This window comes from Stenotrophomonas maltophilia (assembly GCF_003970865.1).
Lineage (GTDB): Bacteria > Pseudomonadota > Gammaproteobacteria > Xanthomonadales > Xanthomonadaceae > Stenotrophomonas > Stenotrophomonas maltophilia_AR.
The window spans coordinates 79,238-93,661 of record NZ_RXLZ01000011.1; the positions used below are offsets into that span (position 1 = coordinate 79,238).

General features: G+C 65.4%; 12 protein-coding genes. 5 read left to right on the top strand and 7 right to left on the bottom strand.

Features of this window, described 5'->3' with window-relative positions; genetic code table 11:
• Positions 1 to 155: 155 nt before the first annotated feature.
• Positions 156 to 872: a hypothetical protein gene (locus tag EKL94_RS05705; protein ID WP_126928340.1), complete on the bottom strand. Its 717-nt coding sequence runs from the start codon at positions 870 to 872 to the stop codon at positions 156 to 158.
• A gap of 390 nt (positions 873 to 1,262) precedes the next feature.
• Positions 1,263 to 1,694 carry a winged helix-turn-helix transcriptional regulator gene (locus tag EKL94_RS05710; protein ID WP_126928341.1) on the bottom strand — a complete coding sequence of 144 codons (432 nt, stop codon included), beginning with the start codon at positions 1,692 to 1,694 and terminating at the stop codon, positions 1,263 to 1,265.
• Between the two features lie 77 nt (positions 1,695 to 1,771).
• Between EKL94_RS05710 and EKL94_RS05715 the strand changes: the two genes are divergently transcribed.
• Positions 1,772 to 2,989 (top strand): MFS transporter, encoded by a 1,218-nt coding sequence (locus EKL94_RS05715; protein ID WP_126928342.1) that lies wholly within the window; start codon positions 1,772 to 1,774, stop codon positions 2,987 to 2,989.
• 95 nt (positions 2,990 to 3,084) lie between these two features.
• On the opposite strand, the gene EKL94_RS05720 is transcribed toward EKL94_RS05715, so the two are convergent.
• Positions 3,085 to 4,500, bottom strand: coding sequence for a GGDEF domain-containing protein (locus EKL94_RS05720; RefSeq protein WP_126928343.1), 1,416 nt, complete (start codon positions 4,498 to 4,500; stop codon positions 3,085 to 3,087).
• 287 nt (positions 4,501 to 4,787) lie between these two features.
• Between EKL94_RS05720 and EKL94_RS05725 the strand changes: the two genes are divergently transcribed.
• Complete coding sequence (locus tag EKL94_RS05725; RefSeq protein ID WP_126928344.1) at positions 4,788 to 7,037, top strand: TonB-dependent siderophore receptor; 2,250 nt, start codon at positions 4,788 to 4,790, stop codon at positions 7,035 to 7,037.
• Positions 7,038 to 7,083: 46 nt separating this feature from the next.
• Here the strand turns inward: EKL94_RS05725 and EKL94_RS05730 are convergent, their stop codons facing one another.
• Positions 7,084 to 8,010, bottom strand: coding sequence for a hypothetical protein (locus EKL94_RS05730; protein WP_126928345.1), 927 nt, complete (start codon positions 8,008 to 8,010; stop codon positions 7,084 to 7,086).
• 221 nt (positions 8,011 to 8,231) lie between these two features.
• Between EKL94_RS05730 and EKL94_RS05735 the strand changes: the two genes are divergently transcribed.
• Entirely contained in the window at positions 8,232 to 9,212 is a 981-nt protein-coding gene (locus EKL94_RS05735; protein WP_099554730.1) for a cation diffusion facilitator family transporter, read from the top strand.
• Positions 9,213 to 9,250: 38 nt separating this feature from the next.
• Here the strand turns inward: EKL94_RS05735 and nfi are convergent, their stop codons facing one another.
• Positions 9,251 to 9,925 (bottom strand): deoxyribonuclease V, encoded by a 675-nt coding sequence (nfi, locus tag EKL94_RS05740; RefSeq protein WP_126928346.1) that lies wholly within the window; start codon positions 9,923 to 9,925, stop codon positions 9,251 to 9,253.
• A 94-nt stretch (positions 9,926 to 10,019) separates the two neighbouring features.
• On the opposite strand from nfi, the gene gpmA reads away from it, so the two are divergent.
• Entirely contained in the window at positions 10,020 to 10,769 is a 750-nt protein-coding gene (gene gpmA / locus EKL94_RS05745; protein WP_126928347.1) for a 2,3-diphosphoglycerate-dependent phosphoglycerate mutase, read from the top strand.
• 110 nt (positions 10,770 to 10,879) lie between these two features.
• On the opposite strand, the gene EKL94_RS05750 is transcribed toward gpmA, so the two are convergent.
• Positions 10,880 to 11,341, bottom strand: a complete 462-nt coding sequence (locus tag EKL94_RS05750) for a hypothetical protein (RefSeq protein ID WP_100448097.1) — start codon at positions 11,339 to 11,341, stop codon at positions 10,880 to 10,882.
• A gap of 138 nt (positions 11,342 to 11,479) precedes the next feature.
• Here EKL94_RS05750 and EKL94_RS05755 point away from each other — a divergent pair, with 138 nt between their 5' ends.
• Complete coding sequence (locus EKL94_RS05755; RefSeq protein WP_126928348.1) at positions 11,480 to 13,573, top strand: M13 family metallopeptidase; 2,094 nt, start codon at positions 11,480 to 11,482, stop codon at positions 13,571 to 13,573.
• 95 nt (positions 13,574 to 13,668) lie between these two features.
• Here EKL94_RS05755 and EKL94_RS05760 read toward each other — a convergent pair whose 3' ends face one another.
• A complete protein-coding gene (locus EKL94_RS05760; protein ID WP_126928349.1) occupies positions 13,669 to 14,286 on the bottom strand; it encodes an HD-GYP domain-containing protein in 618 nt (205 codons plus the stop codon).
• Positions 14,287 to 14,424: the final 138 nt, after the last annotated feature.

The following is a 14,424-nucleotide window of genomic DNA, read 5'->3' on the forward strand; positions in this document are numbered from 1 at the left end:
GCGAACGGGCGGGTCATGGAAGTGAAGTCGTCTGGATAGGCCATCGGCAAGAACGTCGGCCGGGGGCCCAGAAGGCCCGTCGTGATGCCGCGTATCCGCGGGTTACGTTGGCATGTGACCGACCGTGCGATCCTGCCGCGCGGGCCCTTGGAGTTTCAATCGGCCATCTCTCGCTCTAGCTTGCGTTGCGAGCCCCTCTCTGAAGCAAGTTTCAGCAATGTGGAGATCTTCTCTAGCTTCCCTGCAAAGATAATCACGATCACTGCTCCCGCCAGCAAACCCAAGCTGCAACAGGTGATCAGAAGCTTGGCGTCTGACACCCACTGCGCGGCCTTGTCGCCGTTCCCGGTGCTCAAGAGATTGATGATCAGTGCGCTGATGGCGGTTGCTGCAGATGCCAATCCAGCACGCCTTGTGAGGAGCTTGGATTCCTGCTCCAGAAGCTTTGAGCGCTGGTCCAAATGCTGGGTATTGCAGTGCGAAAGATCTTCGGCAAGGGCGGAATCTGCGTCAGCAGAGACATCCACGCGATCCGCCATGTTGTTGAAGCCATGCCTGAACAGCAGAAAGAACTGGACGACCTGAATGACAAAGAATACTAGCCCCAGGAACATGATAATCCCCGTCAGCGGGAGCACGATCACTTTGGCAGCCTGCTGAGTGATCTGATCTGCCTTCAGAAGTGCCATGCATCCAAGGCTCAGAAGGAACAACGCGACCATGCTGCCAACTACGTAGTTTTCCGCCTTGCTGAGGGGTATAACCTGCTTCGGACGTTTGATACGAAGCAGCAAGATGCGGGTGCTGGGGATCTCAGGGTACTGGTCTTTGTCTGTCATGTTTGATGCACGGGCGGAATGGGCCTCGAGCATCGGAGATCTTCGTCTCAGATATTGAGATGACTTTGATAAGGCCGATCAAATTGCGTATCTGTCCGCTGCAAAAGAACTAGAACGTCGTGCTTGGGTTGAGTACATCTGAAAATTTCAATCTGCCTTTTTTGATTGGGCTGGTGGTGATGAGTGACCTGGAAGTGGGTAGATCAGCGAGTGCTGTATTCGGCACAGTGGCGTTCGAGCTGTGGGTGCTATGCGCCAATTGCTTTGGAGGCGTCGTGTGCCACAAGGGCAAGCTCAAAGGCGCTTGAACAAATGCCCACTGGGCCGAGGTATGAGCAGTGGTCACCGTCTAGCATCACGAGTAGAGAGCCCCCTACGAGACGTTGTAGAAGAACCGATCCTCGTTTGGCGGAAGCGCGCGCTTCAGACGAGCTTGAGCACGACCGTCTGGCCTGACGCGAGAGCATGACCAGCTGCGTCTAGCGGCTGCATGTAGGGCAGCGGCCGCCGCGTTGCCAGTTCGATCAGCTGTGAATGGGCTTCGCCTGCACCGAAGCGATGGCGCTCTCCCCACTGGCGCAGTGCGACCAGCAGCGGGAACAGTTCCAGGCCTGCGGCGGTGAGCACGTACTCCTGGTAGGCCGATCCATCGGAGGCCGGCTGCAGCTGCAGGATGCCGGCCTCGACCAGCCGGCGCAGGCGGTCGCTGAGGATGTTGCGCGCCGCGCCGAGGCTGCGCTGGAAATCACCGAAGCGGGTGATGCCGTCGAACGCGTCGCGGATCACCAGCAATGCCCAGCGGTCACCGAGCAGGTCGGCACTGCGGGCTACAGGACAGGGGCTGTCGGCGTGCATGCTGGGTATCTCCGAATGTGGTTGCAGTTTAAAACCAATGGCGATAGCCTGCATCTGGTTTCAAATTGCAACCAAAAATGAGTGCCGCATCTATTCCCCGCCCGTTGCTGGTCCTGCTTGCGGTTGCCGCAGGCGCCAGCGTCGCCAACGTCTACTACGCGCAGCCGCTGCTGGATCAGCTTGCACGCGCCTTTGCGCTGGACCGGGCCGTGGCCGGCGCGGTGCTGGCTGCCACCCAGGCCGGCAGCGTGCTGGCGTTGCTTGGCCTGCTGCCGCTGGCGGACCGCGGCGACCGGCGACGCCTGCTGCGGCTGCAGTTGATCGCGCTGGTACTGGCCCTGTTGTGGCTGGCGGCGTCACGCACGGCGAGCTGGCTGTTGTCGGGCATGCTGCTGGCTGGGTTGCTGGGCACCGCGCTGACCCAGGGCCTGATCGCCTATACCGCCATGCTGGCACCGCCCGAGCAGCGCGGTCGCGTGGTCGGTGTGGTGCAGGGCGGAGTGTTCATCGGCCTGCTGCTGGCGCGCGTGGTGTCCGGTACGGTGGCGGCGGCCTTGGGCTGGCAGACGGTCTACCTGCTGTCAGCGGTGGTGATGGCGGTGTTGGCGGCGCTGCTGTGGCGGCGCCTGCCCGCAGTACCGGTGCCGTCGGTTCCTCCACGCTGGCGCGAGCTGCTGGGCTCGATGCTGGGCATGCTGCGCCGGGATCGAACGCTGCGCGAACGCGGGCCGCTGGCATTGCTGTTGTTTGCCGGCCTCAATGTGTTCTGGGCGGCGGCACCCTTGCCGCTGTCGATGCCACCGCTGCACTGGTCAACCGCAGCCATCGGCGCGCTCGGCCTGGCCGGCGTGGTCGGTGCGTTGATGGCGGCACGTGTCGGGCACTGGATGGACTGCGGCTTCACGCATCGGGTCAGCCTCGGTGCGCTGTTGTTGATGCTGGTCGCGTGGTGGCCGCTGCTGGGCCTGCCGCAGTCGCTGTCCTTGCTGCTGCTGGGTGTGGTCGTGCTCGACCTGGGCGGCCAGGCACTACATGTCTCGAACCAGGCATTGTTGCTGCGTGCACCGGCAGAACAGCATGGGCGCCTGGTGGCGTTGTACATGCTGTTCTATGCGGTGGGCAGTGGAGCGGGGGCGGCGGCCGGGCCCTGGATGCAGGTGCGGCATGGCTGGCCCGCAGTGTGCCTGCTGGGGGCAGGCATCGCGTTGCTGGCGCTGCTGTGGTGGGCAGCATGGCGGGTGGGGGCAGTGAAAGCAGCGGCTGGGCGCCGTATCGGTCGAGCCGGCTGTCGGTAGAGTCGACTGTCAGTCGACCGCTCTTCGCCCAGTGTGCGAAAAATCCCGCGCTGCGCGCGATAGTCGACCAGCGGTCGACTCTACCTGTCCTGCCGTCATCGCTGCAGCGCACGGCGCCCGGGGGCTTCCTGCAATGCCTCGCTGGCCACCACCACGCGGTTGCGGCCGCTGCGCTTGGCCTCGTACATCGCGGCGTCGGCACGTGCCATCAGCCGCTCGTAATCCGGATGACCATCGTGACCGGCCACGCCGATGCTGGCGGTCAGTTCCAGCACCTGGCCATTGGCCAGTGCTACCGGCGACTGTGCGATCTGCCGGCGCAGGCTCTCGGCGATCACGGTCGCCTGTGATTCGCTGGCGGCCACCAGCACCACCACGAATTCTTCGCCGCCATAGCGGAACAGGTAGTCGCTGCCACGCGTGAGCTGGCCGAGCAGGCCGGCCACGTGCTGCAATGCGCGGTCGCCGGCATCGTGGCCATGGCCGTCGTTGATTGCCTTGAAATGATCCAGGTCGAGCAGCAGCAGCGAAAACGGTGTGCGGTTGCGCGTGGCCAGCTCGATTTCCCGGCGCAGCACGGTGGGCAGGAAGCGACGGTTGAGCAGGTTGGTCAGCGCGTCGCTGCCGGCATCCAGTTCGCCGATGCGCTCGAACAGCAGTGTCATCAGGGTGCGGATGGCGGCCAGGTCCTCGCGGATGGCCGGCAGTACCGCCAGTCGCTGCGCCGGTGCATCGCCGCTGGCGCGCTGCAGGTGGCCGTCAATGCGGGCCATCAACTGGCCCACCTGCTGCGTTTCGCTGCTTTCGCCGAAGCTGGGGATGCCCTTGTGGGTGAACCACAGGCCGAACTCCGAGGTGGCCAGGCTGGCGTTGTCGCTGGCCTGCACGTGGCCGGCGAGTGCGTAGAGCAGGGCGTTCTCCCAGTCCAGCAGCAGTGCGCGCTGGCGCTCGCGTTCGGTACCGACGTTCTGTACCAGCGAGAACAGCCGGTAGGCGGCGTCGGCACGGGTGGAACGATCGCGCGCATGGGTGTAGGCCAGGGTCATGCCTTCCATGGCGATGTCCATGATCGCGCTGAGGCAGTCGATGGCGGCGAACGCGGTCGCGCTGTCGGGCGCGTCGTCGCGCAGGCGCACGAACAGCTCGTGCTTGAGCACGCGTGCACCGCGGGTGACCAGGTCGACCGGGATGCCGACCCGCGCGTGTACGTCGCCGATCACCCGCTGCGAGGCGACGGTGGTGGCGATGCCGGGGGCGTCGGTGGTCAGCAGCTGCACCAGCCAGCGCTGCATGGCCGGCTGCAGGCGCTGCTTGACCTGGTCGTGGGACAGGAAGCGGCGTGCACGCCCGTCCTGCAGCAGCACTTCGTAAAAGCGCTGGGCCAGCGCGGGTGGGGCATCGGTGGCAGCGGCCTTGAGCAGCGCGGTGGCGGCAGGGCCGGCCTGGAGCAGGCAGTGCTGCCAGGCCTCGGCCAGCGGCTGGCTGGCATCGTCCAATTGGGGTGGTTCCACGTCGATCTCTGACTGCGTACGGCAAACCACGGGTATCGGCCGCGGCGGCATACGGTTGATGGCGGGTTAGCCGGCCAGTTTACGCGCGGTGCAGGGTTGCACGGTGCGCAAACCACAGCGGCGCCGCTGCGGCAATGAGTGAACGCATTTGAGAATCAATCGCATTGGTGGGAGAATGCGCGTACGGAACGGGCTGCAGGTGCCTGCAGGACTGCTCCGCCTCCCCCCTCGTCGCTGCCTCAAGCCCTTTGCCAGAGGCCCCGTAGCCCTGCCAGAAGGTCCTGATCATGTCTCCTGCCGTTGTCCTTTCGCCGCGCCCGCTGGCGCTTGCCGTTGCCGCCCTGCTGGCGGGCAGCGCCCTGACCGCCCAGGCCGAAACCGACGCCACCGATATCGACACGGTGCACGTCACCGCCTCGCAGATCGCGCGTCAGGCGCTGGGTACCTCGACCATCACCGCCGAGGACATCGCCCGGCGCCCGCCAGCCAATGACATCGCCGAGCTGCTGCGGACCATGCCGGGCGTGAACCTGACCGGCAACAGTGCCTCGGGCCAGTACGGCAACAACCGCCAGATCGATCTGCGTGGCATGGGCCCGGAAAACACCCTGATCCTGGTCGATGGCAAGCGCATCGGCGCACGCGATGCCGTGCGCATGGGGCGTAGCGGCGAGCGCAATACCCGCGGTGACACCAACTGGGTGCCGGCGGAAATGATCGAGCGCATCGAAGTGCTGCGCGGCCCGGCGGCGGCACGCTATGGCTCGGGTGCGTCTGGCGGCGTGGTCAACATCATCACCAAGCGCCCGACTGGCGACCTGACCGGTGCGGTCGACCTGTACGGCCTGGTGCCCGAGCACAGCGCCGAAGGCGGCAGCGAGCGCGTCGGCCTGCAGCTGAGCGGGCCGATGACCGACACCCTGTCGTTCCGCCTGTACGGCAATCTCAACAAGACCGACGCCGATTCGCTGGAACTCAACCGTGACTTCGCGACGAATCCGAACGCGGTGCCGCCGGCCGGCCGCGAGGGCGTCAAGAACCGCGACATCAACGCGCTGCTGCGCTGGGACGTGACCGCCAACCAGGTGGTCGAGTTCGAAGCCGGCACCAGCCGCCAGGGCAACATCTATGCTGGCGACCGCGCGGTCAGCACCACCGGTACCTCGACACCGATCGATCTGGGGGCCTTGGCCGAGCAGCAGGCCGAGACCAACCGCATGTACCGCAACACCGGCGCGATCACCCACCGCGGCCGCTGGGGTGACGTGACCTCGCGGGTGACGGCCGCAGTGGAGGCGGTGAACAACTCGCGCATCAACGAAGGCCTGGCTGGTGGTCCGGAAGGCAGCTTCAACGGCACCGACTGGTCGACCTCGCGCCTGCGCAACTACCAGCTGGACGGCGAAGTGAGCTTCCCGACCACGCTGGGTGGTGCCGAGAACATCTGGACGCTGGGCTTCGAGTACCTCGACAGCCGCCTGACCGACCCGTATTCGATGAGCCAGTCCAGCAGCAGCGGCGGCGGATTCCCGGGACTGTCGGCCGATCGCGCACGCGGCAAGTCCGACGCGCAGACCACGGCCGTGTTCGTGGAAGACAACATCTACCTGGGTGAGCGCTGGATCGTCACCCCGGGCCTGCGCTTCGACCACCACAGCCAGTTCGGCAACAACACCAGCCCCAGCCTCAATGCGCAGTTCCGCATCAACAGTGACTGGGTGGTGAAGGGCGGTATCGCCCGTGCATTCAAGGCACCGAACCTGTACCAGTCCAATCCGGACTATCTGTACTACACCCGTGGCAATGGCTGCCCGAATGCACTGCCGAGCCTGGGCGCCGGCTGCTACATGCGCGGCAACGCGGACCTGAAGGCGGAAACCAGCCTGAACAAGGAGCTGGGCATCGAGTGGGCACCGCAGAGCGGCTGGCAGGCGTCGTTGACCTACTTCCACAACGACTACAAGGACAAGATCCAGGCCGGCTACAACCAGATCGGTCTGACTGCCGACACCAAGGGCCGCATCTTCCGCTGGGAGAACGCACCCAAGGCGATCGTGCAGGGGCTTGAGGGTAACCTGGTGATCCCGCTGCTGGGCGAGCAGGGCAACCGCCTGAAGTGGAGCAACAACTTCACCTACATGGTGGAAAACGAGAACAAGAGCACCGGCCAGCCGCTGTCGGTGATTCCGAAGTACACCGTCAACACGATGCTGGACTGGCAGGCCACCGACAAGCTGTCGCTGCTGCTGACCGGCACGTTCTACGGCAAGCAGAAGCCGGCCACCACCAACATCAACAATGATCCGCGCTGCACCGGCACCTGCGACCCGTCGATCGCACTGCAGGATCGCGGTGCGTACAACATCTGGGGCGTGAGCGCGCGCTACAAGGTGACCGAGACGGTCAGCTTCGGCTTCGGCGTCAACAACCTGGCCGACAAGCGCCTGTTCCGCGAGGCCAACAGCAGCGATGCCGGCGCGGCAACCTACAACGAGCCGGGCCGCGCGTACTGGGCCAGCCTGCGTTTCGGGTTCTGATCCGATGAGAACTGCGCCGGGGCGTTCCCCGGCGCAGCCTGGGGGGTTACTTCACCTGCCGGCAATCGCGCAGGTGGACGCCACCGGTGTCCATCTTGTCGACCACGCCTTCCAGTTTCACCCAGTCGTTCTCGCGCAGGGTGGCGCCCAGTGCCATCTGATCCGGGGCCAGCGCACAGTGCACGGTGAAGTTGGCGTTGTTGTCGTCGTTCGACTGGCGCCCGCCGATGCCACCGATGCCCTTCATCTTGGTGACCAGATAGCCCACCTCGAAGGTCTTGGCAAAGCGGTTGGCCTGGGCGGTGTAGACCTGGCCATCGATGACGAAACGACGGCCGAAATACTTGACGAGCAACGGCTGGTACATCGCATCGGTATCCGGCGGGGTGCTGGTGCCGGAGAACAGCGCCCTGAGCGGTGCGGTGTTGATTTCCCGCTGCAGCCGCTTGGAGTCCTTGCCCATTTCGGTGGACATGCCGACCGCGGTGGCCTGGATCGGCTTGTCGAAACCGCTGGAAACACGCACGGCTTCGGCGATCGCCTCGCCTTCGGGGCCGGTCTTGAGCTTGTCCAGCCAGCCACACAGCGCGCTGCGTGCGTCCTCTTCCTTGGCGGTCTGCCCGCGTGACAGCTTGGTGCCGACCACCACGTTGCCGCCATTGGAGGCGGTGATGATGCTGACCAGCGGCATCTTGGTGTCGGTCTGCAGCACGTACATCTGGCCTTCGGTCTCGGTGATGACGTCACCGCTGACGAAGTTGTTGCCCTCATCAAGCGCTGCCTTGCGCAGCTGGCCCAGCGCACTGCGGGGCTTCAGGCCGGGAAGGGTGACCTCGGAGGTGAAGAACTGGCCATTGCGGGGGTCGCCTACCGCCTGGAAGTTCTGCTGGCAGGTCTTGGCCGAGGCGCTTGCGGCCGTGCCCAGCGCGCAGGCCACGGCGACGGCGACCCAGGGAGTCTTGGTAGTCCACATGTTCCGGATTCCTTGTGCTTGGGTGTCCGTTGCGGGCAGCAACACCGAAGCGATCCGGCTGCCCGTTCCCCATCCAGAGGGGATGCGGCCATCATAGTGTGGCCCGGCACGGGCGCAAGCTGCGGCGAGCCGCGGCGTGCAGTCTGCAATGTTATAAACACCGTGATAGTTTCCCCACGGCCGTCGGCGTAGCCTGCCTCCATCGCAAAGGAGCTGTTGCCATGGGCCACGACCACGATCACCTGCCATCCGAGATCCGCCACGAGAAACCCTTGTGGTGGGCGCTCGGCCTGACCTCCACCTTCCTCGTTGTCGAGGTGGTGGGCGCGTTCTGGACCAACAGCCTGGCGCTGCTGTCCGATGCGGCGCACATGGCCACCGATGCACTGGCATTGATGATCGCGCTGGTCGCGGTGCGGCTGAGCCGGCGCCCGCCGGATGCACGTCGCACCTACGGCTATGCGCGGCTGGAAGCGCTGGGCGCGATGATCAACGGTGCGATGCTGTTCGTGGTCGCCGGCTACATCCTGTGGGAGGCCATTGGACGTTTCCGCGAGCCGCAGGAGATTGCCTCGTCGGGCATGCTGGTGATTGCCGCGGCGGGCCTGGTCATCAACCTGATCTCGATGCGCCTGCTGCAGGCCGGCAGCGGCGAGAGCCTCAACGTGAAGGGCGCCTACCTGGAAGTGTGGGCGGACATGCTCGGCTCGGTGGCAGTGATTGCTGGCGCGCTGTTGATCAAGTGGACCGGCTGGAAGCCGATCGATCCCATCCTGGCGGTACTGATCGGCCTGTGGGTGCTGCCGCGCACCTACGTACTGATGCGAGAGGCGATCAACGTGCTGCTGGAAGGCGTGCCCAAGGGTATGGACGTGGCCAAGGTGCGCGACAGCCTGTCCGGCCACGCTGCGGTGCTGGACGTGCATGACCTGCATGTGTGGGCGCTGGCCTCCAGCACCCCGGCGCTGACCGCGCACATCGTGATGCGCGACGGCACCGATGCCGATGCGCTGCGCCGTGAGCTGGGCGGGCGCCTGCACGATGACTTCGGCATCGAGCACGTGACACTGCAGCTCGAAGCGGACCACTGCGGCGAAGCCTGTGGTGAGCCGGCGCCGGCCAAGGGCGGCGAGCACGAAGGCCATGAGGGCCACGACCACGGCGAGGACGCGCAGGGCCATCGCGGTCACGTGCATCGTTGAATGAAGATGAAGGCCGCACCGGGGAATGCCCGGTGCGGTCATTCGTCCCGACGCGAGGCCAGCCGATCCGCCAGCCGGGTCGGCTCCGGCAGCCGATAACCGTGCAGGGTGCGCTGCACCCAGGCCAGCGCGGTATCGGCACTGACCCGATGGCCGCCGGCCACGAACAGCGGCTTGCAGCGCACTTTGCTGCGCAGCACCCAGCCCAATTGTTCATCGCCCTCCAGCAGCGGCGTATGCGCACCGGCCTCGGCACCTGGTTCGACGAACCGGCCCACCAGTTTCGACTTGGCCACACCGATGCTCGGCAGGTCGGTGACTACGCCCAGATGCGCGGCCACGCCCAGCCGGCGCGGATGGCTGATGCCGTGGCCATCGACGAACACCAGGTCCGGCGTGCGCGGCAGCAGCGCCAGCGCGGCCAGCAGCGCCGGTAGCTCGCGGAAGCTGAGCAGGCCGGGGATGTAGGGCATCACCGTAGGAATCCGCGCGATCTCCTGCGCTGCGGGCTGCAGCGTCTTCGCATCCAGCAGCACCGCCGCGGCGCGGGTGATGGTGCCGTTGTCCTCGAAGCCAACATCCAGCCCGGCCAGCCAGCGCACGTTGCGTGGCAGGCGGTCCTGGCGCTCCACGCGGCCGGCCAGCTGGATCTGCTGCTCGCGGGCGGCGCCGACGCTGCCTTCCCAGCGTCCGGGGTCGATCACCGTATTCATTGGTCACAGCATCGCATGGGTGGCGCCACGGCCCGGTGAGTGGCGGCCGGGGCTACAATGGCGGCCTGCCTTTCCTCGCGTTGGAGACCCTGCAGTGACCCGTAAACTCGTACTGTTGCGCCATGGCCAGAGCCAGTGGAACCTGGACAACCGCTTCACCGGCTGGGTCGATGTCGACCTGACCGAGCAGGGGCGCCGGGAAGCGGCCGCCGCCGGTCGCCTGATGCGCGAGGAAGGCCTGCAGTTCGACGTCGCCCACACCTCCGTGCTCAAGCGCGCCATTCACACCCTGCAGGGTGCGCTGGCCGAGCTGGAGCAGGACTGGCTGCCGGTGAACAAGTCCTGGCGCCTCAACGAGCGTCACTACGGCGGCCTGCAGGGCCTGGACAAGGCCGAGACCGCCGCCAAGCACGGCGAGGAGCAGGTCAAGGTGTGGCGCCGTTCGTACGACATCCCGCCGCCGCCGATGGAGCTGGAAGATCCGGGCCACCCGATCCATGACCGCCGCTACGCCGGCCTGGACCGCAACGCGCTGCCGGGTACCGAATCGCTGGCCACCACCCTGGATCGCGTGCTGCCGTACTGGCACGACGCCATCGCACCGCAGCTGAAGGACGGCAAGACCGTGCTGGTCACCGCCCACGGCAACTCGCTGCGCGCGCTGTACAAGTACCTCAACAATGTCTCGCGCGAGGAAATCCTCGAGCTGAACATCCCGACCGGCATCCCGCTGCTGTTCGAACTGAACGATGATCTGACCGTGCAGTCGTTCCGTTACCTGGGCGACCCGGAAGCGGCGCGCAAGGCCGCCGAAGCCGTGGCCAACCAGGGTAGGGCGAAGTAAGAAGCAGAAGGCCGGCGCATGCCGGCCTTCGCTTTTTGTAGCGTCGAGCCATGCTCGGCTGCCGCTGCCGCACCCCAGTAGAGCACCCCATGGGTGGCTGCTTCTGTCCGCTACGAAGGACCCAGCAGGCGCACCTTCGGCGGCTGCAATGCAGCAATGTCGATGACGTGGTCCTGGCATATCACTTGATAGTGCGCGAATGGGCCGGGGTAACGGCTATCAGCGAAGGTGGCATGGTCCAGATAATCGAGGAACTTCGAACGGCTGTAGCGGCGGAACAGGTTTCCGCTCCAGGCTTCGGAGTCGTCCCAGCTTTGATAGGACTCGTTGTGCACGGCATAGCTGATGTAGTGGTCCCAGATCAGTTCAAACCGCTGCGAGTGGGGCGTCACCTCTATCGCACGCACGCCATCGATTGAATGTCCCTGGCCGAGATCCACCCGACGGGGCTCTCCTGTCACTCGTCCCTCGTCGATGACCAGCCGCAGACAGTTGGCCTCCAGTTCGCCAATATCCGTCAGGAATAGATACTCACAGGTGTCGAGGGCCACTAGCAGCGCAGCTTCGTCCATGGGCGCGAGGTCCGGTGATCGTAAGGACAAGAATACCGGCATGCAGTGGGTTGGCGACGCTACGGGCTCGTGACCTTTGGCCGGTCCGTGTCGTGGGCTCCCCCGGCTACCCTGTGAAATTACCCGCAGGAGAGCCTCATGAACGTCCGCAACCTGGTCCCGCTGGGCCTGACCATCGCCATCGCTGCCTCGCTGGCCGCCTGTGGCAAGAACGAAACCGCTCCGGCGGCCAGTGCCGACGCCAAGCCGGCCTTCGATCAGTCGCAGATCAAGACCGCGCTGATCTCGCTCAACAGCGCCGACCTGGATCCGTCCATCGCTGCCTGTACCGACCTCAATGGCTTCGTCAACAGCAAGTGGCTGAAGGCCAACCCGGTGCCGGGCGACCAGACTACCTGGGGCAGCTTCGAGATCCTGCGCGAGCGCTCGCTGGAAGTGCAGCACGCGCTGGTGCAGCAGGCCGCCGCCAGCCAGGCCAAGGCCGGCTCGGTGGAAGCCAAGATTGGTGACATCTGGAAGACCGGCAACGATGAAGCCAAGATCGAAGCCGCCGGCCTGGCGCCGCTGCAGCCGCAGCTGGACAAGATCACCGCGCTGAACGACACCGCCGCCATCACCCAGTACCTGCGCGACAGCCAGGCCGAGGGCAAGGGCGTGCTGTTCTCGCTGTTCGCCAATGCTGATTACAAGGATTCGGCCAACGTCATCGCCTACGTCGGCCAGGGCGGCCTGGGCCTGCCGGAGAAGGGTTACTACTTCGACGATGCGCAGGCCAAGATCCGCGATGCCTACGTGGCCTATATCGCGCAGGTGCTGACCCTGTCCGGCGTGGACGCCGCGCAGGCGGCCGAGCAGGCCAAGGCCGTGATGGCCTTTGAAACCCGCCTGGCCAAGGCCTCGATGTCGCGCATCGAAATGCGTGACCCGGCCAAGCGCTACAACCCACTCAGCGCCGCCGACGCCGACAAGCTGACCCCGAACTTCAGCTGGACCGCGCTGTTCGACACCCTGAAGGTGCCGGCCGCACAGAAGTTCTCGCTGGCCCAGCCGGGCTTCTTCGGTGAAATGGACAAGATGCTGGCCGATGTGCCGGCCAGCACCTGGCAGGCCTACCTGCGCTTCCACACCATCGACGACGCCTCGCCGTACCTGAGCAGCCAGTTCGAGAAGGCCAACTTCGAGTTCTTCGGCAAGACCCTGCGCGGCCAGCAGGAGATGCAGCCGCGCTGGAAGCGCGTGCTGGAGTCGGTCAACGGTGGCATGGGTGAAGCCCTGGGCCAGCTGTACGTCGACGCCGTGTTCCCGGCCGAATCCAAGGTGGCCATGCAGCACCTGGTGGAGAACCTCTCGGTGGCGCTGAAGGCGCGCCTGGAGCAGCTGCCGTGGATGGGCGAAGAAACCAAGAAGAAGGCGCTGGAGAAGTGGGCCAGCTTCACCCCGAAGATCGGTTACCCGGACAAGTGGCGTGAGTGGACGGGCCTGCAGACCAACGGTGACAGCTACCTGGGCAACATGCAGGCGGCACGTGCGTTCAACTACCGCTACATGCTGGACAAGATCGGCAAGCCGGTGGACAAGACCGAGTGGGGCATGACCCCGCAGACCGTCAACGCGTACTACAACGCCACCAAGAACGAGATCGTGTTCCCGGCGGCGATCCTGCAGGCGCCGTTCTTCGACGCCAAGGCCGATCCGGCGCTGAACTACGGCGGCATCGGCGCGGTCATCGGCCACGAGATGATGCACGGCTACGACGACTCGGGCAGCCAGTTCGCCGCCAACGGCAACTTCGACAACTGGTGGACCGACGCCGACCGCAAGGCCTTCACCGAGCGTACCGACCAGCTGGTCGCACAGTTCGACGGCTATGAGTCGGTGCCGGGCGTGTTCGTGAAGGGCAAGCTGACCCTGGGCGAGAACATCGGCGACCTGGGCGGCCTGACCGTGGCCTATGACGCGCTGCAGATGGCGCTGAAGGAAGATCCGAAGGCAAACGTCGAAGTTGATGGCCACAGCCAGGACCAGCGCTTCTTCATGAACTGGGCCACCGTGTGGCGCCGCAACTTCACCGACGGTGAGCTGCGCGTCCGCCTCAACACCGACCCGCATGCGCCGGCCAACTTCCGTGCCAACGGTGCACCGTCGAACATGCCGTCCTATGCCGCTGCATTCCAGTGCAAGGCCGGCGACGCGATGGTGCGTGCCGACGACAAGCGCGTGGTGATCTGGTAATCGATCATCCGTGATGCGTGATGCGAAAGGCCCGGCGAATGCCGGGCCTTTTGTTTTGCGCGGCCGGTAGTGCCAGGCCATGCCTGGTGGACATCTCAGGCCAGCTCGGGCTCCCGCGCCAACATGCGATGGAAGCGCTGCAGCACGTAGGGATCCACCAGCCCGCCTGACTGCGCTTCGATGATCCGCAGTGCGGTTTCATGCTCCATCGCATCGCGATACGGGCGCACGCTGGTCATCGCGTCGTAGGCATCGGCGATGGTGACGATGCGCGCGCCCAGCGGGATGGATTCGCCGCGCAGCCCATCGGGATAGCCGCTGCCATCGAAGGCTTCATGATGGGCGCGGATCAGTCGGGCCACGGGCGCGGCGTCGCTGCGGCCGGTGGCCAGGAAGATGTGCTCACCGCGCACCGGATGCTCGCGCATGATCGCGCGCTCCTCATCGGTATGCCGGCGCGGTGCCAGCAGCACATCGTCGGGAATGCCGATCTTGCCGATGTCGTGGAAGCGCGCGGCCAGGCCGATCTGCGCACAGGCCTCGTGATCGAGATCGCAGTGCGCGGCCAGGCGCTGCGCGAACAGGCCGACGCGGTCGCAGTGGTGGCGGGTGTAGGCGTCGCGCATCTGCAGCGACATCGAGAGGGCATCGATCAGGCAGGCCTGCGCGTGCAGCAGGTCGGGGGCGGGTACGGCGTCAGGAAACATGGTCATCCGCCCGCACCCTGTCTCTTTTACACATTTCCGGGCCCACGAGACGGCCTCCGCTTCCGTATGCCCACGTTGCGTGCAAAAAACAAAATGGCAGTAGACAACATGTACAAGCAGCAATATGATTAACCACAAATTTAG

What these genes read in the sequence shown, in the direction of transcription:
- EKL94_RS05735 (WP_099554730.1), top strand. Translation starts at nt 8,232, where the DNA reads ATGGGCCACGACCACGATCACCTGCCATCCGAGATCCGCCACGAGAAA.
- EKL94_RS05755 (WP_126928348.1), top strand. Translation starts at nt 11,480, where the DNA reads ATGAACGTCCGCAACCTGGTCCCGCTGGGCCTGACCATCGCCATCGCT.
- EKL94_RS05705 (WP_126928340.1), bottom strand. Translation starts at nt 872, where the DNA reads ATGCTCGAGGCCCATTCCGCCCGTGCATCAAACATGACAGACAAAGAC.
- EKL94_RS05750 (WP_100448097.1), bottom strand. Translation starts at nt 11,341, where the DNA reads ATGGACGAAGCTGCGCTGCTAGTGGCCCTCGACACCTGTGAGTATCTA.
- EKL94_RS05710 (WP_126928341.1), bottom strand. Translation starts at nt 1,694, where the DNA reads ATGCACGCCGACAGCCCCTGTCCTGTAGCCCGCAGTGCCGACCTGCTC.
- EKL94_RS05725 (WP_126928344.1), top strand. Translation starts at nt 4,788, where the DNA reads ATGTCTCCTGCCGTTGTCCTTTCGCCGCGCCCGCTGGCGCTTGCCGTT.
- EKL94_RS05715 (WP_126928342.1), top strand. Translation starts at nt 1,772, where the DNA reads ATGAGTGCCGCATCTATTCCCCGCCCGTTGCTGGTCCTGCTTGCGGTT.
- EKL94_RS05730 (WP_126928345.1), bottom strand. Translation starts at nt 8,010, where the DNA reads ATGTGGACTACCAAGACTCCCTGGGTCGCCGTCGCCGTGGCCTGCGCG.
- EKL94_RS05760 (WP_126928349.1), bottom strand. Translation starts at nt 14,286, where the DNA reads ATGACCATGTTTCCTGACGCCGTACCCGCCCCCGACCTGCTGCACGCG.
- nfi (WP_126928346.1), bottom strand. Translation starts at nt 9,925, where the DNA reads ATGAATACGGTGATCGACCCCGGACGCTGGGAAGGCAGCGTCGGCGCC.